This is a genomic window from Litoribrevibacter euphylliae (genome assembly GCF_042646085.1).
GTDB classification, from domain to species: domain Bacteria; phylum Pseudomonadota; class Gammaproteobacteria; order Pseudomonadales; family Litoribrevibacteraceae; genus Litoribrevibacter; species Litoribrevibacter euphylliae.
On the sequence record NZ_JBHRSZ010000010.1, the window covers coordinates 47,828 to 73,395 of the forward strand.

General features: G+C 45.6%; 24 protein-coding genes and 1 other RNA gene. 4 read left to right on the top strand and 21 right to left on the bottom strand.

Annotated elements, in window-relative coordinates; genetic code table 11:
* Positions 1-144: 144 nt before the first annotated feature.
* The 19 genes from ACFOEK_RS20985 to rsmI form a co-directional block, all read right to left on the bottom strand.
* Positions 145-1,071 (bottom strand): peptidoglycan DD-metalloendopeptidase family protein, encoded by a 927-nt coding sequence (locus tag ACFOEK_RS20985; protein WP_386723454.1) that lies wholly within the window; start codon positions 1,069-1,071, stop codon positions 145-147.
* A 185-nt stretch (positions 1,072-1,256) separates the two neighbouring features.
* Positions 1,257-2,165 (bottom strand): UDP-3-O-acyl-N-acetylglucosamine deacetylase, encoded by a 909-nt coding sequence (gene lpxC, locus ACFOEK_RS20990; protein ID WP_386723455.1) that lies wholly within the window; start codon positions 2,163-2,165, stop codon positions 1,257-1,259.
* A gap of 147 nt (positions 2,166-2,312) precedes the next feature.
* Positions 2,313-3,491 carry a cell division protein FtsZ gene (gene ftsZ / locus ACFOEK_RS20995; RefSeq protein WP_386723490.1) on the bottom strand — a complete coding sequence of 393 codons (1,179 nt, stop codon included), beginning with the start codon at positions 3,489-3,491 and terminating at the stop codon, positions 2,313-2,315.
* A 52-nt stretch (positions 3,492-3,543) separates the two neighbouring features.
* A complete protein-coding gene (gene ftsA / locus ACFOEK_RS21000) occupies positions 3,544-4,782 on the bottom strand; it encodes a cell division protein FtsA (RefSeq protein WP_386723456.1) in 1,239 nt (412 codons plus the stop codon).
* Positions 4,783-4,857: 75 nt separating this feature from the next.
* Complete coding sequence (locus tag ACFOEK_RS21005) at positions 4,858-5,673, bottom strand: cell division protein FtsQ/DivIB (protein WP_386723457.1); 816 nt, start codon at positions 5,671-5,673, stop codon at positions 4,858-4,860.
* A 27-nt stretch (positions 5,674-5,700) separates the two neighbouring features.
* Complete coding sequence (locus ACFOEK_RS21010) at positions 5,701-6,630, bottom strand: D-alanine--D-alanine ligase (RefSeq protein ID WP_386723458.1); 930 nt, start codon at positions 6,628-6,630, stop codon at positions 5,701-5,703.
* Positions 6,631-6,640: 10 nt separating this feature from the next.
* The gene (gene murC, locus ACFOEK_RS21015) at positions 6,641-8,107 is read right to left on the bottom strand and encodes a UDP-N-acetylmuramate--L-alanine ligase (RefSeq protein WP_386723459.1); all 1,467 of its coding nucleotides are present in this window, start codon (positions 8,105-8,107) and stop codon (positions 6,641-6,643) included.
* A complete protein-coding gene (gene murG, locus ACFOEK_RS21020) occupies positions 8,100-9,200 on the bottom strand; it encodes an undecaprenyldiphospho-muramoylpentapeptide beta-N-acetylglucosaminyltransferase (RefSeq protein ID WP_386723460.1) in 1,101 nt (366 codons plus the stop codon). The genes murC and murG overlap by 8 nt, the downstream gene beginning before the upstream one ends.
* Positions 9,201-10,415 (bottom strand): putative lipid II flippase FtsW, encoded by a 1,215-nt coding sequence (ftsW, locus tag ACFOEK_RS21025; RefSeq protein WP_386723461.1) that lies wholly within the window; start codon positions 10,413-10,415, stop codon positions 9,201-9,203.
* On the bottom strand, positions 10,412-11,782 hold the full coding sequence (gene murD / locus ACFOEK_RS21030) for a UDP-N-acetylmuramoyl-L-alanine--D-glutamate ligase (protein WP_386723462.1): 1,371 nt from the start codon (positions 11,780-11,782) through the stop codon (positions 10,412-10,414). Before murD ends, ftsW begins: the two co-directional genes overlap by 4 nt.
* 52 nt (positions 11,783-11,834) lie before the next feature.
* On the bottom strand, positions 11,835-12,917 hold the full coding sequence (gene mraY / locus ACFOEK_RS21035) for a phospho-N-acetylmuramoyl-pentapeptide-transferase (RefSeq protein WP_386723463.1): 1,083 nt from the start codon (positions 12,915-12,917) through the stop codon (positions 11,835-11,837).
* Between the two features lie 29 nt (positions 12,918-12,946).
* The gene (locus ACFOEK_RS21040; protein WP_386723464.1) at positions 12,947-14,338 is read right to left on the bottom strand and encodes a UDP-N-acetylmuramoyl-tripeptide--D-alanyl-D-alanine ligase; all 1,392 of its coding nucleotides are present in this window, start codon (positions 14,336-14,338) and stop codon (positions 12,947-12,949) included.
* A complete protein-coding gene (gene murE / locus ACFOEK_RS21045; protein WP_386723465.1) occupies positions 14,338-15,825 on the bottom strand; it encodes a UDP-N-acetylmuramoyl-L-alanyl-D-glutamate--2,6-diaminopimelate ligase in 1,488 nt (495 codons plus the stop codon). Before murE ends, ACFOEK_RS21040 begins: the two co-directional genes overlap by 1 nt.
* 21 nt (positions 15,826-15,846) lie before the next feature.
* Positions 15,847-17,601, bottom strand: a complete 1,755-nt coding sequence (locus tag ACFOEK_RS21050; RefSeq protein ID WP_386723466.1) for a peptidoglycan D,D-transpeptidase FtsI family protein — start codon at positions 17,599-17,601, stop codon at positions 15,847-15,849.
* Positions 17,591-17,980 (bottom strand): cell division protein FtsL, encoded by a 390-nt coding sequence (gene ftsL / locus ACFOEK_RS21055; protein WP_386723467.1) that lies wholly within the window; start codon positions 17,978-17,980, stop codon positions 17,591-17,593. The genes ACFOEK_RS21050 and ftsL overlap by 11 nt, the downstream gene beginning before the upstream one ends.
* A gap of 10 nt (positions 17,981-17,990) precedes the next feature.
* On the bottom strand, positions 17,991-18,926 hold the full coding sequence (gene rsmH / locus ACFOEK_RS21060) for a 16S rRNA (cytosine(1402)-N(4))-methyltransferase RsmH (protein WP_386723468.1): 936 nt from the start codon (positions 18,924-18,926) through the stop codon (positions 17,991-17,993).
* Complete coding sequence (gene mraZ / locus ACFOEK_RS21065) at positions 18,926-19,366, bottom strand: division/cell wall cluster transcriptional repressor MraZ (RefSeq protein ID WP_386723469.1); 441 nt, start codon at positions 19,364-19,366, stop codon at positions 18,926-18,928. The genes rsmH and mraZ overlap by 1 nt, the downstream gene beginning before the upstream one ends.
* Before the next feature lie 426 nt (positions 19,367-19,792).
* Positions 19,793-20,157: RNase P RNA component class A (rnpB, locus tag ACFOEK_RS21070), an RNA gene on the bottom strand.
* Between the two features lie 55 nt (positions 20,158-20,212).
* Positions 20,213-21,058, bottom strand: coding sequence for a 16S rRNA (cytidine(1402)-2'-O)-methyltransferase (gene rsmI, locus ACFOEK_RS21075; protein WP_386723470.1), 846 nt, complete (start codon positions 21,056-21,058; stop codon positions 20,213-20,215).
* A gap of 67 nt (positions 21,059-21,125) precedes the next feature.
* Here rsmI and ACFOEK_RS21080 point away from each other — a divergent pair, with 67 nt between their 5' ends.
* Genes ACFOEK_RS21080 through ACFOEK_RS21095 form a run of 4 tightly spaced genes read left to right on the top strand, consistent with a single transcriptional unit; the run spans position 21,126 to position 24,401 of the window.
* The gene (locus ACFOEK_RS21080) at positions 21,126-22,871 is read left to right on the top strand and encodes a penicillin-binding protein activator (protein WP_386723471.1); all 1,746 of its coding nucleotides are present in this window, start codon (positions 21,126-21,128) and stop codon (positions 22,869-22,871) included.
* Positions 22,837-23,214 (top strand): YraN family protein, encoded by a 378-nt coding sequence (locus ACFOEK_RS21085; protein WP_386723472.1) that lies wholly within the window; start codon positions 22,837-22,839, stop codon positions 23,212-23,214. Before ACFOEK_RS21080 ends, ACFOEK_RS21085 begins: the two co-directional genes overlap by 35 nt.
* A 24-nt stretch (positions 23,215-23,238) precedes the next feature.
* Positions 23,239-23,832, top strand: coding sequence for an SIS domain-containing protein (locus tag ACFOEK_RS21090; RefSeq protein ID WP_386723473.1), 594 nt, complete (start codon positions 23,239-23,241; stop codon positions 23,830-23,832).
* On the top strand, positions 23,829-24,401 hold the full coding sequence (locus ACFOEK_RS21095) for a BON domain-containing protein (protein ID WP_386723474.1): 573 nt from the start codon (positions 23,829-23,831) through the stop codon (positions 24,399-24,401). Before ACFOEK_RS21090 ends, ACFOEK_RS21095 begins: the two co-directional genes overlap by 4 nt.
* A gap of 68 nt (positions 24,402-24,469) precedes the next feature.
* Here ACFOEK_RS21095 and ACFOEK_RS21100 read toward each other — a convergent pair whose 3' ends face one another.
* Positions 24,470-24,889: a ClpXP protease specificity-enhancing factor gene (locus ACFOEK_RS21100; protein ID WP_386723475.1), complete on the bottom strand. Its 420-nt coding sequence runs from the start codon at positions 24,887-24,889 to the stop codon at positions 24,470-24,472.
* 16 nt (positions 24,890-24,905) lie between these two features.
* Positions 24,906-25,526 carry a glutathione S-transferase N-terminal domain-containing protein gene (locus ACFOEK_RS21105; protein ID WP_386723476.1) on the bottom strand — a complete coding sequence of 207 codons (621 nt, stop codon included), beginning with the start codon at positions 25,524-25,526 and terminating at the stop codon, positions 24,906-24,908.
* Between the last annotated feature and the right edge of the window lie 42 nt (positions 25,527-25,568).

Here is a 25,568-nt window from a genome sequence, read left to right on the forward strand (position 1 = left end):
TGTGGTGATTCAGACATCCGTCAAACGTTTCTTTGACCCGACGTCAGACAACCAGTAACTATAAGCGCTTTATACGTGAATCTTGTTACAATAGGGAACAGATAATAAAAGGATTTTGAAGAGAATACCAATAGCTGATGTGCACTATCGGCTAGCACGATGAATAAATCTAGCGGGATCAACCTGTCGGTTGTTTTTAAGCACTTCAAAATGAACGTGTGGCCCAGTTGATCGGCCTGTACTTCCCATCAACGCAACCACTTGATTTTTATCCACAACATCACCAACCTTCACGCTAATTTCTTTACAATGAGCATAACGAGTGGAATAGCCATTCCCATGATTAATTTCAACCAGTAACCCATAGCCATAACGCTTAGCCGCCCAAGTTACGACACCTGCGGCTACAGAAATAATTTCACTGCCATCTTTTCCCGCAAAATCAACGCCGGCATGCCAAGCAATACGGCCATGAAAAGGATCTCTACGCTTACCATAACGAGAAGACATCCACCCCTTTTTAATAGGACGACCAGCGAGGAAAATATCTTTCTTGAATTCACGGTTACTCAACAACGAATGAAGCACTTCAATTTGTTGCTGTCGATCAGTGATTCGAGCGGTCAATTGATCCAGGGCATCACTTAAGGTAGGAGCTTGATAATTCTCATCAAGCATATCAGAAGGCCCACCCATACCAGGGCCGGTAGCAAAATCAAATTCACTTTGATCAATTTCTGCCATTTGAGTAAGACGTTCACCGAGACCTTCAATTCTCAGTAGTCGAGCCTGCAATTCACCCATCTTTACAGACAGAGCATCAATCTTACGGGTAGATAGCTCTTTTTGAGCTTCGACTAACTCTTTTTGCTCGCTTAAGTCATCCGACCAGCGGGAAATCATTTCCGGAGTTAAAACGTTGGACTGGCGACTCTGCGCGTATTGATATCCACCATACGAAGTTGCAACAAGCAACAAAATGCATACGACAAGCGCCATCAACAAACGTTTCCCGTTCATTGAATAGGTAGAGGACTGACCATGCGATTTACTAATAAAAACGATATTCATTAGGCGCTTATATAAAAAACTTCGACTACTACAGTATATATTAAGAAAAAAATATAACCTAAATAAGCATGAAATGTAACGTACTAAAATAAAAAAACTGCCAGCAAAGCTGGCAGTAAATTTACGTTCGTTAACTTGGCACCCAGATTAAGGATTGGAAATCTCAAAGCACCAACTTCTCACAATCACGCGGTAACAGGTTTCATATAGTTAATAGGTAACTCATCAGCATTTTCATAAGTCACCAATTCCCAAGCATCCTTCTGCTCCATAAGCTCTCGTAGCAAGAGATTATTGAGACCGTGCCCGGACTTGTAGCCAATGTACTCACCTATCAAGCTTTTACGTAGGAGATATAAATCCCCGACAGCATCCAATACTTTGTGCTTTACAAATTCATCTTCATAACGAAGACCATCTTCGTTAAGAATTGAGAATTCATCCACAACAATCGCATTGTTCAGACTGCCACCTAACGCTAGATTCTGAGAACGAAGGAATTCAATATCCTTCATGAACCCAAAGGTTCGAGCTCGACTCACTTCCTTCACAAAAGAAGTACTCGAGAAGTCAAGCGATGTTTGTTGATTGCCTTCATCTACCACAGGATGATTAAAGTCAATGGTAAAAGTAACTTTGAAACCATCGAACGGTTCAAAGCGTGCGTATTTGTCGTCTTGACGCACTTCCACTGGCTTTTTGATACGGATAAATTGTTTCGGCGCATCCTGCTCAGCGATACCCGCCGACTGCAACAAGAACACAAACGGTCCTGCACTCCCATCCATAATAGGCACTTCAGGCGCAGATAATTCTACATAGGCATTATCAATACCTAAGCCAGCCATTGCCGAAAGCAAGTGCTCCACAGTATCCACTCGAACGCCATCTTTAATCAAAGTCGTGGACATAGTCGTGTCCCCTACTTGATCAAAGTTAGCCTCAACTTCATTGGCACCTTCCATGTCAGATCGACGGAAGATAATCCCGGTATTCACAGGAGCAGGCTTAAGGGAAAGATACACCTTCTCACCTGAATGAAGCCCTACACCAGTGGCACGAATACTGTTTTTTAAGGTGCGCTGTTTAATCATGGCAACCACCATTTATATGCAAGTTACTACGCAAAGGCGCGCGATTATACCAAAAAGCATTTAAGTAATCACTGACTAGTTATCACTTAAAACGATTTGGCCGAGACCTTTCCGTATACCGTATCTACCTTAGGTAGAATCAACAATCTAATCAGCTTGTCGACGTAAGAAAGCCGGAATATCCAGATATTCAATGCTGTCTTCACCACCAACGGCTTTCTTGGCAACACCCGCCACATCAGATTTAGCATCATCTACTGGCTTGTTACGCATAACTGTTGGGCGATCTAGCTGACGATAATCTACCTGACCATCCGCTTGTTTGGCCGAAGTATTATCAATAACCTTTACTGGCTTTTCAGTCTCAAACGCACGACCGATACCAGTAGCTACAACGGTAACTTTAATTTCGTCAGTCATCTCAGGGTCGATCGATGTACCAACAACTACGGTTGCAGTTTCAGAAGCAATCTCTTCAACAATCTCACCCACTTGGGCAAACTCACCCAAACCTAGCTCTGGTCCACCAGTGATGTTCACCAAAATACCGCGAGCTCCTGTTAGATCGATATCATCCAATAATGGACTACGAATGGCTTTTTCAGCCGCTTCAGTAGCACGATCTTCACCCGTAGCAACGCCAGTTCCCATCATTGCCATACCCATTTCAGACATCACAGTTTTCACGTCTGCAAAGTCCACGTTAATAACACCAGGATGAGTAATAAGATCAGCAATACCTTGAACCGCACCAAGCAACACATCGTTTGCAGCTTTAAACGCATCCATCAAGCTTGTTGATTTACCTAACACCGACAATAGCTTCTCATTCGGAATAGTGATTAGAGAATCAACATGCTGAGATAGTTCCTTGATCCCTTCATCAGCAATTTTCATACGCTTACGGCCTTCAAACGGGAAAGGTTTAGTAACAACCGCAACCGTCAAAATACCCATTTCACGAGCAACTTCAGCCACAATAGGAGCGGCACCAGTACCGGTACCGCCACCCATGCCAGCAGTAATAAATACCATGTCAGCACCGTGAAGTACTTCCATGATACGCTCACGATCTTCAATAGCAGCCTGACGCCCGACTTCTGGATTAGCACCAGCGCCAAGACCCTTAGTTAGCTCATTCCCCAGTTGCAAAATTGACTTAGCAACGTTTTTCTTCAGCGCCTGAGCATCTGTATTTGCACAGATAAAATCCACACCTTCAATATGATTATCCACCATGTAGCAAACAGCATTGCCACCGCCGCCGCCGACACCAACAACCTTAATGGTGGCCTGGTTTGGTACGTTATCAACCAGCTCAAACATATTAGACATTTCTAGTTTCTCCTTTAACGAACGTAATTCTTATACTTTATTTTTAAAAATTTCCTTGGAACCACTTCTTCAGTTTGGTCATCACGTTTTCTTCATCCGCAACGCGATTAACCTCTGCCGAACTTGCAGGCCCTTCTTCAAGGGTCTTTTGGCCATAGAGCAACAGCCCTACCGCCGTTGAATAAATCGGGTTACGCACTACATCAGTTAACCCTGATACTGAGTGCGGAACCGCCAAACGAACAGGCATATGGAAGATTTCTTCAGCTAGCTCGACGACCCCTTCCATTTTCGCAGTACCGCCGGTCAACACGATTCCTGCGGGTACCAAATCTTCAAAGCCGCTACGACGTAGCTCTGCCTGAATTAAAGTAAACAGCTCCTCATAACGAGGCTCTACTACTTCCGCCAATGCCTGACGCGACAAATCACGAGGAGGACGATCACCGACACTCGGCACCTTGATCGTTTCATCCGCACCAGCGATGGTCGTCAACGCACAGGCATACTTCATTTTGATTTCTTCCGCATGCTGCGTCGGCGTACGCAATGCCATCGCGATGTCGTTAGTCACCTGATCGCCCGCAATTGGGATCACAGCAGTGTGACGAATAGCACCTTCGGTAAAGACAGCGATATCAGTAGTACCGCCACCAATGTCGACCATGCAAACGCCCAACTCTTTTTCATCTTCAGTGAGAACCGCATAGCTTGATGCTAGCTGTTCTAAAATCACATCATCTACTTCAAGAGTGCATCGACGAACACACTTCTCAATATTCTGCGCAGCATTGTCAGCACAGGTCACCAAATGAACCTTGGCTTCCAAACGAACTCCCGACATCCCAAGTGGCTCTTTAATACCCTCTTGATTGTCGATCACGTATTCCTGAGGAAGAATATGTAAGATCTTTTGATCCGCAGGAATCGCAACGGCTTTTGCCGCTTCAATAACTCGCTCAAGATCCGCCTGCAGCACTTCTTTATCTTTAATCGCTACGATGCCATGAGAGTTCATGCTACGAATATGATTGCCAGCAATACCCGCAAACACTGAGTGGATCTCACAACCCGCCATTAACTCTGCTTCTTCTACCGCACGCTGAATTGATTGGACCGTGGACTCGATATTGACGACCACTCCCTTTTTCATCCCTCTCGACGGATGGGAACCAATCCCAACAATCTCAATATTGCCGTCTTCCGCCGTCGCGCCAACAATCGCAACAACTTTAGACGTACCTATATCTAAACCAACAATCATGGTTCCTGGTGCAACCATAGCTAGGTGTTTCCTCTTTCTTACCGAACACTATGTCGGTAGTCCCTATTTTCAATTCTCTCAGTACGATATACGCTATATTTTTTGTTGTTGTGCTTTCCAAGCCACCGCCAATCCATTGGTATACCGCAAATCAACCCGTTCAATCTGTTCCACTTTATCTTGCAACGCCAGCTTATAGACGGTTACAAATTTACTTACTTTCTGACCCACCCGATCTCGACCAAGATTCAACTGAATCTTATTACGACTCACTAACTGCCAAGCGCCACGCGAGGAACGAGTCAATGATTCGATACTCATATCAATTGGCGCTAATAGTCGACTCAAATCTCGATAGGTCGCCATCATTTCCAATTCATGCCCTTCATCGGCATTCAACTTGGGTAGCACTCCAAACTCGGCTGTATCAGCTACTTGAAATACTTCCCCTTCACTACTCAACAGAGCATGTTCTCCCCAACGAGCCACGGGAATATGTTCATTAACCGTCAGTTCAATACCATAAGGCCAGAATCGATGTATCTTGACCGTATCCACCCAACCAAAGGTTTCAGCCTCAGCTCGCAATTCCGACATATCCGTTGATACAAACCCCGCTTGTCCAATAGCAAGTAAAGTTTCCTTCAACCGGGCAACATCCAACTGATTGGTATCTCCCGAAATCACAACCCGTTGAATAGGCTGATCTAAGTAGTTAATGAACATTCTGGTAAGGCTTGCTGATCCATAAATGAATCCTGACAACACCATCACTACCAGTATCAAGGGCCACGGAATATGCTTTAACCAAACTAAACTTGGTCTCTTTCGTCGGCCCGGTTTAGACTCTACCGATACCGTCCGGCTGGCACCTCGACGAGGTTCAGTCGGCTTTGCTTTATCGCGCATCGCCTCATTACCTACCCTGATTACCCACTACCCCTTTAGAGCCGCCTGAGCTAAAACGTCCAACACCAACGCCTTAAAGTCCATACCACGAGCACTTGCGGCCATAGGCACTAAGCTATGATCAGTCATTCCTGGCACCGTATTTACCTCAAGCAAGTAAAACTTCCCACTTGCAGCATCCTGCATCGCATCTACACGTCCCCAGCCTTCACAGCCCACTGCTTTAAAAGCCGTCAATGCCATGTCCTGAAGCGCCTGCTCCTCTGCCTGCTCTAAACCGCATGGCAATAAATAACGGGTGTCATTGGCAAGGTACTTAGCGTCGTAATCGTAAAAGCTATGATCTGTTTCCAATTTAATAACAGGCAGAGCTTCGCCATTTAGAATCGCAATAGTGTATTCGTTACCTGTAATCCACTTCTCGACCAAAACACTGCTATCCAAAGCTTTCGCCTTTTCAATGGCATCCACCAGCTCCGCTTCAGAATGAGCTTTCGACATACCAATACTGGAACCTTCATGCGCAGGCTTCACAATCACAGGTAATCCAAGCTGGCTTACAATCTCCGCTGCCGAGACATTCTCAGATACCACCATGTACTCAGGCGTTGAAATACCATTACCCACCCAAATATGTTTGGTCAGCTCTTTGTCCATGGCAATTGCTGATGCTGTGACACCACTTCCGGTGTAAGGCAAGCCTAAAGATTCAAGCACTCCCTGAACCTTACCGTCTTCACCACCCCGACCATGCAATGCATTAAAGACACGATCATAGTTACCTTGAACTAGACGCACGATCCAATCATCAACCGCATCAATGGCATCAAAATCAACGCCAGCCTGCTTAAGCGCCTCACACACGGCACCGCCACTTTTTAGAGAAACGTCACGTTCCGCTGAAGAGCCGCCATACAGCACTGCTACTTTGCCAAAAGAGGTTGTCGAGCCCATCATTAACTTGTTCCTACTTACTCAATACTAATTTCTGTTCTGCTAACCCAGAGGCCAAACTACCAATATCACCAGCCCCTTGAGTGAGTAAAATATCGCCATCCTGAAGTACACCAGACAGAACCTTAAAAGGATCTTCATCTCGCTCCATGAATACAGGCTCCACCTGACCTCGCTGCCTGATGCTTCGACATAGGCTACGACCATCAGCGCCAGGAATAACCTTTTCACCTGCTGGATATACTTCCATCAACACCAACCCGTCGGTCTCAGAAAGCACCTGAACGAAATCTTCATAGAGGTCACGAGTTCGGGTGTAGCGGTGCGGCTGATACAAGGTTACCAACCGCCTTTCTGGCCAACCGTCACGAATAGCGGCAATCGTTGCGGCGACTTCTCGTGGGTGGTGACCATAATCATCCACCAGCATGACCTGCCCTTGGCCTGTCTCAAACTCACCATAAACCTGGAAGCGGCGACCAACACCGTTGAACTTAGCCAGTCCTTGAACAATAGAGTCATCATCCAAACCTTCGTCTGTTGCAACAGCAATGGTCGCCAGTGCATTTAGGACATTATGCTTACCAGGCATATTCAGCTCGATATCCAACGGCATATGCCCTTCTGGACGAATCGCGGTGAACTTCACTGTCTGCTGATCCTGACGAATGTTCGTCGCGCGATAATCCGCTTTTTCATTCTCGATACCGTAAGTCACCGTTTGACGACTAATTCTTGGAATCAAACTTTCCACAACCGGGTCATCCACACAAACCACCGCCAATCCGTAGAATGGCAAATTGTGAAGAAACTCAATAAAGGTCTGTTCCAACTTGGAAAAGTCCCCACCATAAGTATCCATGTGATCCGCGTCGATATTGGTCACAATCGCTGTCATCGGCTGTAGATGAAGGAAAGAGGCATCACTTTCATCTGCTTCTGCGACCAGATAACGACTATCACCCATCTTGGCGTTAGTGCCAGCACTGTTAAGTCGACCACCAATCACAAAGGTTGGATCTAAACCACCTTCAGCCAACACAGAAGAAACAAGACTGGTTGTTGTTGTCTTACCATGAGTTCCTGCAACAGCAATGCCGTGACGGTAACGCATCAACTCAGCCAACATTTCTGCCCGAGGAACAACAGGAATTCTACGAGCTAACGCTTCTGCCACTTCAGGATTGGTCGTATCCACCGCGCTGGATACCACAATCACATCAGCGCCGATCACTTGTTCTGCGGCATGCTCAATAAAAACAGTGGCGCCCAGATCTTCCAAGCGCTGAGTATTCGCGGACACTTTAAGATCAGAGCCGGTAATCCGATACCCCTGATTAATCAAGACTTCTGCAATACCGCACATTCCAACACCACCAATTCCAACAAAATGAATTGTGCGAATTCTGCGCATCTCAGGCACTTCCCAACTGGCCGCCTTGATTGTTTGAGGACTAATTGATTGCTTGTCACTAGACATTTACTAACTCCTGGCAATGGCTTAGCACCCGTTGGGTTGCATCCGTTTTCCGGTTTTGCCACGCATTGTTCGCCATTACCGGCAACTTTTTACTTTTAATTAAATCCAAGATCACTTGGCTTAACTGTTCTGAATTCATATCACGCTGCTGACAGATAATGCCCGCATTCACCTTTTCCAAATATCCAGCATTCGCCGTCTGATGATCGTCCACAGCAAATGGAAACGGCACAAGAATAGCGGGCACTCCGACATTCATTAGTTCAGAAACGGTTAACGCACCAGACCGGCAAATCACCAAATCAGCTTGCTGATAAGCTGCAGCCATATCATCAATAAAAGGAACCACTTCAGCATCCACCGAGGTGTTCTGATACAAACCTCGAGTCTCTTCTAGGTTTCTCTTACCACTCTGGTGCAGCACTTTCACTGACACACCCTGTTGATGCAGCAGTTCTAACGCTTGAGGCACCATATTATTGATAGCTACCGCACCTAAACTGCCACCCACAACTAAAATATGGTTTGTCTCTTTCTGCCCCAGATGCCTTTCTTCAGGAGATGATATGGCATTCAAATCGGCTCTTACTGGATTACCAGTGGCGTCATCCGCATGTGTAAACGTATTCGGAAACGCTTCAAGTACTCTGTCCGCAATTCTCGCCAATAACTTATTGGTCATCCCCGGAATGGCATTCTGCTCATGAATAACCAGAGGAACACCCTTCGCTTTCGCAGCAACACCACCAGGCCCTGTCACAAATCCGCCCATGCCGAGTACGACATCGGGCTTCACAGAGGACATGACCTTCAACGCCTGACCAATAGCCTTCAAAATTCTAAACGGCGCTTTTAACCATCCAAGCAAGCCATTACCTCGTAAACCAGCAATATCGATATATTCAATATCGATTCCGGCCTTAGGTACGAGTTCTGATTCAAGCCCTGCACGAGTTCCTAACCATACAACCCGGCCTCCCTTAGCAAGCACTTCATGAGCGCAAGCCATGGCCGGATAAATATGACCACCTGTGCCACCAGCCATCACCAGCATGGTTTTACCTGACCATTCACTGTTATGCTGTCCCTTCACTCACGCGCCCTCGACTTTCAAGCCAGACTGTTGCTGCGTAGATGATTGAGACGCTGATGATTGAGCTAAGCGAGTTTCATAATCGATTCTCAAAAGCATTGCGACCGCCATACAACTAATTACCAAACTACTTCCACCGTAACTAAGGAAAGGCAAGGTTAACCCCTTGGTTGGCAAAGTACCGGTATTTACACCTATGTTAATAATTGCCTGCATCGAAAAAATAATAGCTAAACCGTATGCCATATAAGCACTAAACAGCTGGCCTGCCTGCTCAGCTTTTCTGCCTATGGTTAATGCCCGCCAGGCAAATATTGCGAACAGCATAAGAACGCCTATGGCGCCAATAGTTCCCAGCTCTTCCGCCAAGATTGCAAACACAAAATCTGTATGGGCTTCCGGTAGGTAATACAGCTTCTGCATACTGTTCCCTAGGCCAACTCCAAACCAATCCCCACGCCCAATAGCGATCAATGCCTGAATCAACTGATAACCACTACCAAACTGGTCTTGCCAAGGATCAAGAAACGCCTGTAGTCGTGCCATTCTGTAAGGCTGGGACACTGCAAGCGCTGCAGCGCCTAATAAGCAAACGATGATGGATAAGAAAAAGTGCGACGCCCTCACTCCTGCCAAAAACATCATGGCCATAAATGCACTCATCATCACAACCGCCGCACCAAAGTCAGGCTCCATCAACAACAGAAAGACAAATACACCCAACACTAAAACAGGCCGTAAAAAGCCTGAATATCTGGCTCGAACTTCATCTAAATGGCGAACCAGATACGACGCGGTATAAATAACCATACAGACCTTAGCAATCTCTGATGCCTGAATATTAAAGCTACCCAATCCGATCCAGCGAGTACTCCCGTTCACGTCTCGCCCGATACCAGGAATCAAAACCAAAACAAGCATCACCAAGCCTACAACCAAGGCGAGCCAACTCATCTCTCGATACAGACGAATAGGAATCGCCAACGTGAATAACGCAGCAACAATTCCAACAGACAGATAAACCACATGACGCTTCAAATGAAAGAATTCACTACGAAAATTGCCCGCAGCAATCTCGGTAGAAGCCGACGTCATACACACAGTGCCAATGGTCAGTAACAACAGCACACATGTGACCAACGTCGCATCAAATGGCAGCAATCCATCTCTGTAACCAACAGAAGGCGCTCCCCTCTGGTGTTCAGAAGCAATCATGCAGTCCTCTCAAGGTCTGCCACGACCTGACTAAACACCTCGCCTCGATGCTCAAAATTTCGGAACATATCGAAGCTTGCACAAGCAGGTGAAAACAACACAATATCTCCGGAGTTCGCGAGCGCTTTTGCTTCACTTACGGCACTCTCCAAAGATTCGGTCACTTTAATGATCATGTCTTCCGAAGCAATGTCTGCAATAGCATTTCTGTCTTCGCCATACACCACCAACGCTTTACAGTGATCCGTCATCGGTGCGGTTAATTCAGAAAAGTTTGCACCCTTGCCAACGCCACCAGCAATCAACACTATATTAGGAGCATCCCCAGCTAACCCTTCAATGGCTGCTCGGGTCGCACCTACATTGGTTCCTTTCGAATCATTAATGAACTGAACACCCTCAATCTCTGCGACCCACTCACAACGATGCGACAAACCTTTAAAGTGCTTCAATGTTTCCAACATGGCATCCATAGGAATACTTACAGCATCCCCCAATGCCAATGCCGCTAATGCATTCGATAAATTATGACGCCCTTTGATTAATACATCCGAAGCAGCAATCAGTTGAGTCAGTCCTTTACACAACCAAAGACCGTCATCGTACTGACGTAATCCAAATTCTTTGAGATCTGGCTCCGCAGTACTGAAGGCAACCGTCTTGGACTCTTTACCAAGCAACGGCTGCGTTAACATATCCTGCTTATTCCAAACGGATTGCTGGCAATTCCGGTAAATTTTCTGCTTAGCAGTATGGTAAGCCACCATATTGCCGTATCGATCCAAATGATCTGCCTGCAGGTTCAATACTGTAGATACAGCCGGACACAAAGAATCAGTGGTTTCTAACTGGAAACTGGAAAGCTCTAACACATACAAGTCAGGCTCGATCGGACCAAGCAGATCCAACGCTGCCACGCCGATATTGCCACCCACTTTCACATTCAAGCCAGCAGTTTTAGCCATCTCGCCGACCAAGGTGGTGACCGTGCTTTTACCGTTAGAACCAGTAATTGCAACAACAGGTGCCTTTGCTTGTCTCGCAAACAGCTCAATATCACCTACGATGCTGACGCCTTTCTTCTTGAGCTCGGAATACGGCGATTGGTTTGTATCCAACCCAGGGCTCACAATAATCTCAGCCGCCCCTTCCAGTAATTCCAAGTCCAACTCACCACAAATCAAAGGTACCCCCGGACAGCTCTCTTTTAGCTGATTATCCAAAGGGGGATTTTCGCGGGTATCGACAACGACAAAACGACCTGTTTTACCTTGATCCTGAAGGCGTGCTAGGTGACGAGCGCAAGAAAGGCCTGAGATTCCCAGACCTACAATTACAGAATATGTTTCAGATGTTATTAAACTCACGCTACTGTACCTACTAACACTGCATCAACTAACATTGCACCAGGGTTAAAAGTTATCGAACTTTTAATGTTGCCAGCCCTACCAATACTAAGATCACGGTAATGATCCAAAAGCGCACAATCACTTTAGGTTCTGGCCACCCTTTCAATTCAAAGTGATGATGAATCGGCGCCATTCTAAAGATTCGTTTGCCCGTCAGCTTGAACGAAGCCACCTGTAAGATCACCGACAAGGTTTCCATGACGAAGACACCGCCCATGATAAACAACACTATTTCCTGTCTAACGATCACAGCCATCACGCCCAACGCAGCACCTAAAGCCAAGGCACCTACATCGCCCATAAACACTTGCGCAGGATAGGTATTGAACCAGAGGAAACCTAAGCCAGCACCAACCATGGCTCCACAAATAACCACCAGTTCACCACTGCCAGCAACGTACGGAAAGTGTAAGTAATCAGCAAAGTGCGCATGACCTGCGACATAAGCAAATATCGCCAAAGCCCCAGCCACTAGCACTGTTGGCATAATAGCCAGACCATCCAACCCATCCGTCAGATTAACTGCATTACTGCTACCAACGATTACGAAATAGGTCAGAATGATGAAACCTGCTCCCAGCTCCAACGCAAAATCTTTGAAGAATGGCAAAATTAACTGAGTCTCTGCTGGAGTATCCGAATAAGCATACAGTGCAATTGCGGCCAGCAAGCCCGCTGCCGATTGCCAAAAATATTTCCAACGAGCTGGCAGGCCTCGAGAGTCTTTTTCTACCACTTTCCTGTAATCATCAACCCAACCTACAGCGCCAAAAACACCAGTGACTAAAATTACGATCCATACATAAAAGTTAGAAAGATCAGCCCATAACAGCGTACTGATCAAAATCGCAACCAAGATCAATGCACCGCCCATGGTTGGTGTGCCCGCCTTACTCAGGTGCGATTGAGGCCCATCCGTTCTAATGGCTTGGCCAATCTGGTGGTATCTCAGCTTTTTAATAAAGCCCGGACCGAACACCAGTGAAATAACCAGAGCGGTCAGCACACCTAAAATTGCTCTAAGGGTTAAATACTGGAACACCGCAAAGCCACTTGCGAATTCCGACAACCACTGTGTTAGCCACAACAACATGACGTTTTGTCCCTATTTTTTAGTTTCAATTATTCTGAAATGTCCCACTCAACCAGCGCTTGAACAACTCGTTCCATACCTGCACTGCGAGACCCTTTTACTAATATTTGTACTTCCGCACCCAACGATTGCGCTGACACCAATTCCTGCTTTATATCTGAGAGAAGGACGTCCATGTCAGTTTTGTTATAGGCAGTGCCAGAAAAACCCGTGCCCGCTATCACCGAATCCGCAGACTCGCCAATAGCAAATACTTTGTTAAACCCGTGTTGAGCCGCAAATTGCCCAATTTCAAAATGTGCCTGCTGAGACTCATCACCCAGTTCAGCCATATTCCCCAAAACCAACCATGCCGGTTTGTGATAGCTAGAAATCGTTTCCAATGCTGCTTTTACCGATTGAGGGTTAGCATTGTAAGTATCATCCCAAACCCTAAAACCATCACATTGAACGGGATAGAATCGACCTTTGACGGGCTCGAACTTAGCCAATTCACTTGCTGCCACGTCGACATCACAATCCAAGGAATAAATCACCGCCAACGCAGCCAGTGCATTCTGAATCATGTGTTCACCAGCAACATTAAGCGCCAATATCAGTTCTTTCTTACCGACTCTAACGACCAACGAGTAACCACCAAGTTCATTCAACGTCTTACTGATTAAACTAACGTCAGTTTTCACTCCGAGGTTTTGAGTGTCAGGACTCAGCGAAAAACAAATCACTCTACGAGTGTCTGCCATCTCCAACCAATCACCAAAATGAGGATCATCGGCATTAAGCACAACAGTCGCAGAATCAGGGGCATATCGAACAATTTCACCTTTGGCCTGCACGATATTTTCTAAAGAACCAAATCCTTCAATATGTGCATCAGACGCATTGGTGATCAAAACAACGTCTGGATGCGTCATGCCAACGGTGTATTGAATCTCGCCTACGCCGCTTGCACCCATTTCAATTACTGCATAATCATCAGAAGGAGACACTTCGGATAAGGTCAGAGGTACACCGATATGATTATTAAGGTTTCCGCGAGTAGCATAAACCTGACCAGCACTAGACAAGGCCAGCTTAATCATTTCTTTGGTAGTGGTCTTACCGCAGCTGCCCGTCAACGCAATGAAACGTGCAGAAGACTGGGCTGCTAAAATGCGCCCAATCTCGCCTAACGCCAGTAAGGTATCCTCAACAAGCACCTGAGGAAGATCACAATCCACTTGTTTTGAAACAACAGCGGCACAAGCGCCCCGCTCTTTCACTTGCTCTAAATAGTCATGAGCATCGAAGCGCTCACCCACCAACGCAATAAATAGCTGACCGTCCGAAATAGATCGAGAATCAGTCGAAATAGCAGAAAACTCAGCGTCCTTCCCTATCAGCTCACCCTTCAGTCGATGTGCTAATTCCGACAACTTCATCACGGCTGATACTCCAATAACGCTTGCTTCACTTTTTCAACATCCGAGAAAGGCTGTTTTACACCCTGTATGTCCTGGTAATCTTCATGGCCTTTTCCTGCAACTAGCACCCAATCGCCAGGCTTTGCTTGATGCACTGCCAATCGAATAGCCTTTTCTCGATCCTTTTCAACCAACACCAAATAGGGCGAGGCAAAACCAGACATGACGTCATCGATAATGCGCTCAGGATCTTCTGTACGAGGGTTATCGTTTGTCAGCACCACAAAGTCAGAAAATTTCTCAGCAATGGAAGCCATAACAGGGCGTTTACCTCGATCCCGATCACCACCACAACCAAATACACAGTAAAGCTTGCCTCGGCAATGCTCTTTTACTGCCATCAAAGCTTTTTCTAACGCATCACCTGTATGAGCGTAATCCACCACAACCTTTGGTTGCTTCTCTTCGCCAAACGTTTCCATTCGACCAGAAATCGGCTGAAATTTAGACACCAACTCAACAACTTGAGAAAGTGCTATTCCTTGAGAAAGCAGAACACAAACCACAGATAACACATTCGAAACGTTGAAGTGACCGACCAAACGGGTCTTCATCAATGCGGAACCTTCAGGTGTCGATACTGCTAACTGCATTCCCTTAGACGTCAGTTCAATGTCTTCACAAAACACATCCGCATCTTTATTACTTTGGCTGTAAGTCCAAACGACACCTTTTGCAAACTTGAGCAAACTGCTTGAAAAGGGATCATCTAAATTGATAACAGAGGCTTTTAATGAAGGAACGTTAAACAGCTTTGCCTTTGCTCGGCCATATTCCTCCATCGAACCATGGTAATCCAAGTGATCTCGCGTCAAATTCGTGAAGACAGCCACATCGAATTCAACATTTTCAGTGCGTCCTTGATCAAGACCATGAGAAGAGACTTCCATAGCTAACACTTGGGCACCCAGCTCCAAATACTCCGCCATAAATGCCTGCAGGTTTACCGCATCAGGGGTTGTATGTGTTGCTGTGTTTAATTCCGGCCAAACCCCGTTGCCTGCGGTCCCCAAGACAGCGGAGTTCTGACTTAATTCATAAAAGGCTTGAGCAATCAGCTGACTAACCGTTGTTTTACCATTGGTTCCAGTAACACCAACGGTCAATAATTTACGACTGGGATGCCCATAAAAATTCGCAGCAATGACACTAACTTGTTTATCTAACTCGGGAACTTCTATTACCCAGCAATTAGCCAACGAATAAACAGCCTGTTGAGAAGCTTGTTTAAGTACTACCTTGGCTCCATTTTCAATAGCCTGGTCAATAAAATCGCGACCATCAACCACTAAGCCCTGTACTGCAATAAACAGAAAACCAGGCTGAACAACACGGCTATCAAGAGTGATTCCCGACACACAAACTTCTGCTACTTCCGTTTCAGCCAGCCACTCCAAACAATCAGCTAAACGCACACTTTTATCTTTAGACGTATTCATATTCATGACGCTAAACCAACAAACAAGTTAACCATCACGCTTTCCTATCAAGGACATCCTATCAAGCGCATCCGGAGCTATGTTATTCAATCTCATAGCCGCACTAATAATTTCTGAAAACACCGGGGCTGCCACCTCACCACCGTAATAACGATCACCTGAAGGTCCATTAATGGTCACAACCACAGAATACTGCGGTTCAGAGATCGGTGCTAAGCCAGCAAAATAAGCCACGTACTTATCGTCCTGATAACCATCACGCCCGACCTTATGCACCGTGCCTGTTTTACCACCTACTCGATAAAAAGGAACTGCAGCTCGTTTTGCGGTTCCCCCTTTTTGGGTGACCGTCTCAAGCATCTGAAGCAGTTGAGCTGCAACCCTTTCCGGCATTACTTGTTCTTTGCGAATATCACCAAGCCCCTGTTCACTTCTAGCCAGCAATGTCACTTCAGGCCGATACCCATTATTACCAAAACTGGTATAAGCATTAGCCAGCTGTAACGGCGTTGCCGATAAACCATAACCATAAGAGAGTGTGGCTAACTCAATCGGTCTAAATTCTCTCTGCATAGGCAACACGCCATTACCCTCACCAGGAAATCCTGTGCCCGGCGCCTGCCCAAAACCAGCTCGAAACAATGTACTCCATATCAGATCGCTGCCTAAATCCTGGGCAAGTTTTGTTGTACCCACATTGCTTGATTTTTTAATAATGCCGGTCAAATCAAGCTTCCCATAGTTAGCATGATCACGAATGGTTTTTCGCCCCACCCGGATAAAACCAGGGGAAGTATTTACTTTGGTCGACGCAGCATAGCGACCGGAAGTCAATGCAGTGGCGACAGTAAAGGCCTTGATTGTCGATCCCGGCTCAAAAGAATCGGTCACCGCCCGATTTCGCAAACTGTTTACCTTCAAGCGAGACCGGTCATTCGGGTTATAAGATGGCTGATTAACCATGGCCAGCACCTCACCGGTTTTAACATCCATAACCACGGCACTGCCGGATTCGGCTCGATGTTTAATAACCGCTTCTTTCAACGCTTTATAAGCCAAGTACTGCAGTCGCAAATCAATCGACAACACCAAATCTCGACCATCTTTAGATTCTGAATCCTGCTTAATATGGCGAATTACACGCCCTTGAAGATCTTTAATCACTGTTCGCGAACCGGATTCGCCAGTTAGCCAATCATTAAAGGCAAGTTCAATACCTTCCTGCCCTTCATCATTTACGTTGGTAAAACCTATTAAGTGCGACGTCACCTCGCCAGCGGGGTAATAACGCTTATACTCCCTTTGGCTGTATAAGCCTTTAATACCTAGCTCAAGTACCTTGGCAGCCAGTTCTGGCGGCATTTGACGTTTCAAATAAACAAACTGCCGACCTTTTGCCGCCTTCAATTTCTTTTTAAGAGCAACCTCTCGAAGATCCAGTAAGTTAGCAAGTGCCGGAAGATCTAATTCCTCTAATGACGGAAAGTACTTTGGATTAATCCAGATTGATTCCACCGGCGTACTGACAGCTAACGGCTCACCATTGCGATCACTTATCAGCCCCCTATGAGATGGATCCACCTCCGTACGTACCATCCGCATGTCACCTTGCGCTTTCAGAAACTCTTGTTCAGAAATCTGCAAGTAGACCAAGCGATAACCCAGGCCAGACAAGAACAGCAAAACGACAATCAAAACCAACCTGACACGCCAAAGCGGCATGGACTCATTCGAATCCCGCCGCTCAACTTCCGGTGCTGTCTTCTTGAGGCTAGCGCCCATTTGAAATAACCAATTTTATATTTTTCGAGTCAGGTGAAGACATATTCAGATATTGCTGCGCTGACCGCTCCACACGCGTATGCGCCGACAACGCACTCTGCTCTAATAACAACTGCCCCCACTCTGTTTCGAGATTATCCCGATACTGCTTTTGTAGCTTTAATTCATGAAATAATGCGCGGCTGTAATGAGAAGAATAAACAACCGAAAGAGCCGAACCGATCAAAACACCAAGCAACAAAAGAACAACCAAGGTTTGAAAATTGAATACCGACTTCGGAAAGTCCAACTCAATCTGCCAAACAACTTTTATCTTATGCTGTAATTTCTTTAAACGGCTTTCACCTGAGCCCACTGAAGCTTCATCTTTACCGGACATAAACGCTCGCTTACAGCTTAATGGCTGCTCGTAAAACAGCACTCCTTGCACGAGGATTTTCTTTTACTTCTTCTTCACCCGGCTTAGACGCCTTACAAGCCAGCTTCATTGTCCTAGCGATTTGATCATCCGTAATTGGAAGTCCCTTAGGTAATGACTTGCCTTTAACCTGATCTTTCATAAAGCGCTTAACAATTCGATCTTCAAGAGAATGGAAACTAATCACAACCAAACTCCCTCCCGACTCCAGCACCTCCAGGCTTTGCTCTAACAAAGCCTCTAAATCACCCAGCTCATTATTAACGTGAATCCGAATCGCTTGAAACGAACGCGTAGCTGGATGCTTAAACTTATCTTTCTTCGGTACGGACTGACTTATTAAATTCGCTAAGTCCAATGTATCCGTAATTGGACTTTCTTGACGACGAGCAACAATGGCTCGTGCAATGCGTCGGGAAAATCGTTCTTCACCGTACTCCCATAGCACACGAGCGATATCAGCTTCGTCCGCAGTATTCACCCAGTCGGCCGCCGATTGGCCGGCCGACGGGTTCATACGCATATCCAATGGCCCACTTTTTAAAAAGCTAAAACCGCGTTCCGCATCGTCCAACTGAGGTGAAGATACGCCCAAATCAACCAGGACTCCCGACACCTTACCGACCAAATCACGGCGTTTCATAACCTCAGACAACGAGGCGAAACTGTTATGTTCTATCTCGAAACGATCATCTTCTTGAGCCAACTGATTGGCTACAGCGATCGCTTCCGGGTCTTTGTCAAAACCTATTAATCTTCCCGCTTCCGCAAGCTGAGATAGGATCAATCTGCTGTGACCACCTCGACCAAATGTACCGTCAACATAAACCCCTTCTTGGCGCTGTATCAGTAAATCAACAGCCTCATCCAACAAGACAGTTTTATGCTTAAACCCTTTTTCATTCATTAAAGTGATAGATTCATCATTTCTTCTGGCATCGGATCATCGTCATCCTCATCCAGCATGTCATTCCAACTCTGCTCGCTCCATAACTCGGCTTTATCACCCAAGCCGACTAACATCGCCTTCTTATCTAAGCTTGCATAGTCCCGTAAAGTCTGAGGTAACAGCAATCGGCCATTCCCATCCATTTCCAATTCACAGGCATTACCTAATACCAAGCGCTGTAAACGACGTACTTTTTTATTTCCATTCGGCAATGATTCAATTTTGGACTTAACTTCCTGCCAATGCGCCTCCGGATAGACATTAAGACAACGCTCATAAGGGTTAGCAGTCACAACCATTCGGCCTTCACAGACAGCAAGAAGCACATCACGATACCGACTAGGTATCGCAAAGCGTCCTTTTGCATCCAAATTTATGGACTGACTGCCTTGAAACACGCTTAAACCTCTGAGCCTTTTCTACCAGGAGTTCAAAAATCTAACTCAAGCACCAAAAATCCACCAAGAACCACTTTTTGCCACTTTATTCCACATTTCGACACTATAAGAAGAGACTAGCCTTTTTGCAAGCTAATAGATCAAAAATAAGACAAAGAGAAACACAAGAAAAATCAAACAGTTAGAAGAGATTCAAGAGAAAGAATTTACAATTTATCACATGAAAAACAACAAAATAACACAGCAACTTAAGAAATTACTTTAAGTTTAAGAATAAGGACTCATTAGAATTTTGAAGAAAAGAGAAAAAGAATATATAGAAAGTAAGGAGCTATGCGTTAAACATGCAGAAAGCACTGTATATAAACCCATACTACAAAGAAATAATTGAAGAGGCAACAATCAATTCGAGAGAAATAAAAGAAAATACCAAGCCAGCCTGTAAGCCGGGTTCTGTCGAGGATAATCATTCGTCTAGGCTTTTCGTCGCCAAAAAGCTCAAGCAACCTACCCGAATCCACTGCGGGCCACAGCAAACGGATTCCTATTTGGTCTTGCTCCGAGTGGGGTTTACCATGCCGTAAACTGTTACCAGCTACGCGGTGCGCTCTTACCGCACCCTTTCACCCTTACCGGCTCTTACGAGCGAACTCATTAAGAACTTAGGCGGTATACTCTCTGTTGCACTGGCCGTCGGTTTTCACCGCCCAGGCGTTACCTGGCACCCTGCCCTGTGGAGCCCGGACTTTCCTCCCCTCGTAAACACGAGCAGCGATTATCCGGCTGACTTGGTAGGCGCATGATACTGCCGAAGCCATTCACACTCAACACATAGTATGAAAATGATTATTCTGAGAGTTCCAAAGCCCGTTGATAAATTTCTTTTTTCCTGAGACCCGTGATGTCCGATAATAACGCCGACGTCTGCTTTACACCCAGATATTTCAGACTCGATTGAATCATCGAATCTAAATCACCCAACTCGGTTGTCACCGCTTGCTTTTCAGCACCTTTAACCATCAACACCATCTCGCCACGCTGCTGATTTGAGTCGTTCTCCAGACACCGAATAAGTTCAGATACAGTATCAGATAAAAAGGTTTCGAACGTTTTCGTAAGCTCACGCGCCAACACCACACGGCGATCAGACAAGATCTCCAGCACATCTTTCAAACAATCAAGAATTCGGTGCGGTGATTCATAAAAGATTAATGTTGTCGTTTCCGAGCTCAACGATTGCAGCATTTTTTTTCGTTGACTCGACTTCGCCGGGAGAAAACCAATGAATCGAAAGTCGTCTGTTGGTAAACCACTGGCAGACAAAGCAGTAATCGCCGCACATGCCCCAGGCAACGGAACGACCCTATAACCCGCATCCCTTACCTTGTTGACCAAGTGGTAACCTGGGTCTGAAATCAAGGGCGTTCCAGCATCACTGATCAACGCGATATTCTTACCTTCAATCAGCTGCTGAACCAACCAATCCGCTTTCCCACGCTCGTTATGATCATGCAACGCCGTAAGCGAGGTCTTTATCGAATAATGATCAAGCAATCTCGCACTATGTCTGGTATCCTCACACGCAATCAAATCGACATCCTTTAACACCTGTAGACTTCTATTCGTCATATCGTCTAAATTGCCTATAGGTGTTGGAACAATATAAAGTACTGCTGAGGTTTGTGTGGACATAACCAAGATACATTCCTTCTTCGACTTCGTAAGTCGTCAATTTTTTAAAGCGCCAGTATATTGCTTAGTGCTCCTTCTGTCTGCCTGTTCATCTACGCCCCCCAAAACCGGCGCAACACCTCAATTATCTGAAAGTTATATTGAGCAATTACTCAATCAAGCCAACCAGAGCACACCAGAACAAGCCACAGAACTGCGATTAAAAGCCGCTCGAGAGCTATGGGATCAAAAGCGTCATGACGAGAGCTTGAGAATCACCAATCAAATTACACCCGCACAACTCACCAATGATCTCCATAAAGCACAATACCTATTCTTGAAATCAACAAATCTAGCCCAACTGGAACTTGAAGAATCCATGGTTTGGATGGAGCAAATGAGTTCTGACCATTTAGCACTCCTAAACCAGACTGATCAATGGTTATGGCAACGCCATTATGCAGCTGCATTAATTCTCCAAGGCGATATCAATCACGCCATTTCACTGCTTGAGCATCAAAGACCGCTACTGGAAGAACTAGAACAGCAAGAGCTCACCCACTTTCTCTGGAAAACCCTTTCCAGCCAGGACATAAAAACATTAGCTCAGTCGCTTCAAACATCTCCAGACAAAGTCACCGAAGGCTGGTTAAAACTCGCCCTAGTTCTTCACGGAGAAACAGCCGACAGATTTAAAAGCCTGGCCCTAAACCAATGGCTTAGCAACTTCCCGAATCATCCAGCGAACACCCCATTACCAGAAGAAGCAGGACAACTTGCTACGACTGATGACACATCCATCAATCGTATTGCTCTCCTCTTACCTCTCGATGGAAGATTCGCAAACGTAGGCAAAGCAATTACCCAAGGCTTCTTAATGGCTGCCTATCAACTTAACGAGGATATCCGCCCAGACATACAAATCATCAACAGTTTAGAAGGCAGCTTCCTTAACACCTACAACAGCATTGAAGCCGATTTAATCATCGGGCCTCTCAGTCCAGCCCATATTCACCAACTTGAAAGCTTACCCAACTTACCGATACCAACAATTGCCTTAAACTCGCTTTCACTCACCGAACCTCCGGTTAATCTCTTTTCAATGAACCTACAGGCAGAAGACGAAGCCAGAACCATGGCCAACTATGCTACCAAGCAAGGCTACAGCAAAGGCGCCATTCTTACCTATGATTCAAAAAAAGGCCAAAAACTAGCCAATACGTTTGAAACAGCCTTTACTAATGAGCAGCGATCTATTGCCTACACGCAAAGCTTCGAAAAAAACTGGGCTTCCAGCCTGAAAAAGCTGCTCGAAATTGACAAAAGTGATAACAGAGCACGCAAACTCAGTCGCCTTGTTAGATCACCAATCGAATACACCGCCAGAAAAAGAGATGACATTGAGTTTATCTATACGCCCCTTAAGTACAAAGATTTAAGACAAACCAATCCCCTCATGGCATTTTTCTTTGCTAACGACATTCAGGTGCTAAGCAACTCAGACGTCGTGTCACGACTCTATTCTGGAAAACGAGATAAAGACCTTAACGGCATTGCCTTTAGCGATTACCGTTGGCAACCAGAGATGCATGATACTCACAGCCTACCCAACAAGAACGACCCATCAAGCAAGCTTTACAGCTGGGGAGCCGACGCGTTCAGCATTGCCATCCAATTACCTGAATTAATCACTATGCAAAACCAACAAGTTCAAGCGTTTGGCTCGAAAGTTCACTTTGATGGCAAATCGAACTTCATTAGAGAGTTCCCCATAAGCCTAGTTCGCAACGGCAAGCCCTATGAGAAAACTACTCAACAACTTGAAATCAACTAAAGCCATCGGTGATAAATACGAACAGGTTGCACAACACTTCCTAAGCCAAGAGAATGTGACTTTTATTAGCCACAATTACCATTCAAAAGCCGGTGAAATTGATCTCATCGGCTTAAAAGATAACATTCTCATTTTTTTCGAGGTTAGGGCGCGCTCCAACATTCAGCACGGCCTACCAGAAGAAACCATTACACACAAAAAGCAAGAGCGCATTCGTCGCACTGCGAGCAAATTTTTACAGACAAACACACAATATAGAAATACCCTATGCAGATTTGACGTCATCAGCATTACTTATTCTGAAACGGACCACGCAATCAACTGGATCAAAAACGCGTTTTAATAACGCTGCACATACGGGAACTTTATGAGTCTGACAGACCGCATCCAAATGCATTTTGGACAAGCAATCGAAACTAAAATGCATACCGCAGAGCTATTAACAGACGATATTTGTCTGGTTAGCCAATGGCTAATTAACTGTTTAGTGAATGACAGTAAAATTCTTTGCTGCGGTAATGGAGCCTCTTCTGCATTAGCACAACTCCTATCGTCCAAGCTCATGAACAAATACGGACAAGAGCGCCCAGGCCTTCCTGCCATCACCATTGGTGCCGATAGCTGCGTTGCCAGCGGCATATCAAACACCTTCAGTTTTTCAGAGATTTTTGCACGTCAAATCAAAGCCATTGGCCAACCTGGAGACATTCTTGTCATCATCAGTACCGGTGGAAACTCCCCAAACATCATCCAAGCAATACAAGCCGCACATGATAGAGAAGTTGCGGTTATTGCATTAACCGGTGGCGATGGCGGGGGCGTAGCGACACTCCTTACAGAACACGATATTGAACTTAGAGTACCATCAGACATCAAATCAATTATTCACGAAGCACACATGAGCATCATCCACTGCTTATGCGATTTAATTGATTACCAGCTGTTCGAGGAAGCCCTGTGAGTTTGTTGAGAGTCCTATTGATTTCAAGCGCTTTTGCGAGCCTCACTACAGGCTGCGTCAGCTTGCTTGATGCAACCTCGGAAGGTCCCATTGAAGAGCATCAAGGAACCCGAACCCTGGGAACCGTTATTGAAGATGAAAACATAGAAACCAAGATCTCGGTTAATTTACGCAAAGCCTCCGACACCCTAAAAAATTCTAACATCGATGTTGTCAGCTTTAATGGCACTGTACTTTTAGTCGGTGAAGTTCCCGATCAAGCAAGCAAGGCACTGGCCGACCAAGTAGCATCGAAAACCCGTGCCGTCAGAAAAGTCTATAACGAATTGAGTATTGCTGGCGTCAGCACCTGGGTATCAAGGTATAACGATGCCTGGATCACCACTAAAGTATCTTCACAGATGATGCTAGCAGAGAACTTTCCCAGCAGCCGAATAAAAGTAGTTACCGAACAAGGAACCGTTTATCTAATGGGGCTCGTAAGTCAAACCGAAGGTGAATATGCAGTCGACATTACCAAACAAGTCTACGGTGTAGAAAAGATAGTGAAGCTGTTTGAATATATTTAGATTTAATAAGAAAAGTATATTTAGAACAAACCACAAGAACATAAAAAAAGGGCCCATCGGCCCTTTTTTTATTTCACCACTTTCAAGCTCGGCTTTGGTTTCGCCAAAGACTCATCGGGCTTATCATCCAACTCTTTTACCGACTTTAACGGCGGATCATCATCTGGCTGCGGAGCACCAGGCTCAGCACCAAAGACCATCCCCTGACCGTTTTCACGTGCATATATTGCCAGAACGGCAACAATTGGCACATAAACACGCATAGGAACTCCGCCGAAACGCGCGTTAAAATCAATTGCATCGTTGCTTATGATTAGTCCACGAACAGCCGACGGTGAAATATTCAGAATAATCTGACCATCAGAAACAAAGTCCTGTGGCACCTGCACACCCTGAACACCAGCATCAACTACAATATACGGAGTGAAGTTGTTATCAACCATCCACTCCTGCAATCCTCGAACCAGATAAGGTCTACTTGGTGTCATCCTAAAGCTCCAAGAGTTACAGACGCATTTCTCTTTCAGCCTCAGACAGGCTCGCCTGGAACGACTCGCGCTCAAAGATACGCATCATGTAGAGATTCAAGCCTTTCGCAGATTCAGGAATCTCAATCCCTAGCTCTTTAACACGCCATAGAATCGGACCAACCAAGCAATCTACAACGGTAAAATCATCACTCATGAAGTACGGCTTTTCTTCAAAGATCGGAGAAACAGCCATAATACTATCCTGCAAGCTTTTACGCGCAGCATCAATATCACCTTCACCAGCAAGAATCTGATCAACCAGAGGGCTCCAGTCACGCTCGATACGGTACATCCATAAGCGACTCTGAGCTCGTGCTACAGGATACACCGGTAACAATGGCGGATGAGGGAAACGCTCATCTAAGTACTCCATCATGATCTCTGGCTGATAAAGCACCAACTCACGATCCACCAAAGTAGGCAATTCGTTATAAGGATTAAGAGAGGCTAAATCTTCTGGCTTGTTGTTAGGATTTACATCCAACACGTCGACAGCAACTCCTTTTTCAGCCAGGACAATACGTACTCGATGGCTGTAATGACTCTCACCGTCAGAATAAAAAGTCATAGAAGATCGTTTGGCAACTACGCCCATAAAACACCCCTAATTAAAACCAAAAACAGGGTGTGCAGGAAA

Coding starts and splice junctions, on each gene's coding strand:
- ACFOEK_RS20985 (WP_386723454.1), bottom strand. CDS start 1,071: ATGAATATCGTTTTTATTAGTAAATCGCATGGTCAGTCCTCTACCTAT.
- lpxC (WP_386723455.1), bottom strand. CDS start 2,165: ATGATTAAACAGCGCACCTTAAAAAACAGTATTCGTGCCACTGGTGTA.
- ftsZ (WP_386723490.1), bottom strand. CDS start 3,491: ATGTTTGAGCTGGTTGATAACGTACCAAACCAGGCCACCATTAAGGTT.
- ftsA (WP_386723456.1), bottom strand. CDS start 4,782: ATGGTTGCACCAGGAACCATGATTGTTGGTTTAGATATAGGTACGTCT.
- ACFOEK_RS21005 (WP_386723457.1), bottom strand. CDS start 5,673: ATGCGCGATAAAGCAAAGCCGACTGAACCTCGTCGAGGTGCCAGCCGG.
- ACFOEK_RS21010 (WP_386723458.1), bottom strand. CDS start 6,630: ATGATGGGCTCGACAACCTCTTTTGGCAAAGTAGCAGTGCTGTATGGC.
- murC (WP_386723459.1), bottom strand. CDS start 8,107: ATGTCTAGTGACAAGCAATCAATTAGTCCTCAAACAATCAAGGCGGCC.
- ftsW (WP_386723461.1), bottom strand. CDS start 10,415: ATGATTGCTTCTGAACACCAGAGGGGAGCGCCTTCTGTTGGTTACAGA.
- mraY (WP_386723463.1), bottom strand. CDS start 12,917: ATGTTGTTGTGGCTAACACAGTGGTTGTCGGAATTCGCAAGTGGCTTT.
- ACFOEK_RS21040 (WP_386723464.1), bottom strand. CDS start 14,338: ATGAAGTTGTCGGAATTAGCACATCGACTGAAGGGTGAGCTGATAGGG.
- murE (WP_386723465.1), bottom strand. CDS start 15,825: ATGAATATGAATACGTCTAAAGATAAAAGTGTGCGTTTAGCTGATTGT.
- ACFOEK_RS21050 (WP_386723466.1), bottom strand. CDS start 17,601: ATGGGCGCTAGCCTCAAGAAGACAGCACCGGAAGTTGAGCGGCGGGAT.
- ftsL (WP_386723467.1), bottom strand. CDS start 17,980: ATGTCCGGTAAAGATGAAGCTTCAGTGGGCTCAGGTGAAAGCCGTTTA.
- rsmH (WP_386723468.1), bottom strand. CDS start 18,926: ATGAATGAAAAAGGGTTTAAGCATAAAACTGTCTTGTTGGATGAGGCT.
- rsmI (WP_386723470.1), bottom strand. CDS start 21,058: ATGTCCACACAAACCTCAGCAGTACTTTATATTGTTCCAACACCTATA.
- ACFOEK_RS21085 (WP_386723472.1), top strand. CDS start 22,837: ATGAGAAAACTACTCAACAACTTGAAATCAACTAAAGCCATCGGTGAT.
- ACFOEK_RS21090 (WP_386723473.1), top strand. CDS start 23,239: ATGAGTCTGACAGACCGCATCCAAATGCATTTTGGACAAGCAATCGAA.
- ACFOEK_RS21100 (WP_386723475.1), bottom strand. CDS start 24,889: ATGACACCAAGTAGACCTTATCTGGTTCGAGGATTGCAGGAGTGGATG.
- ACFOEK_RS21105 (WP_386723476.1), bottom strand. CDS start 25,526: ATGGGCGTAGTTGCCAAACGATCTTCTATGACTTTTTATTCTGACGGT.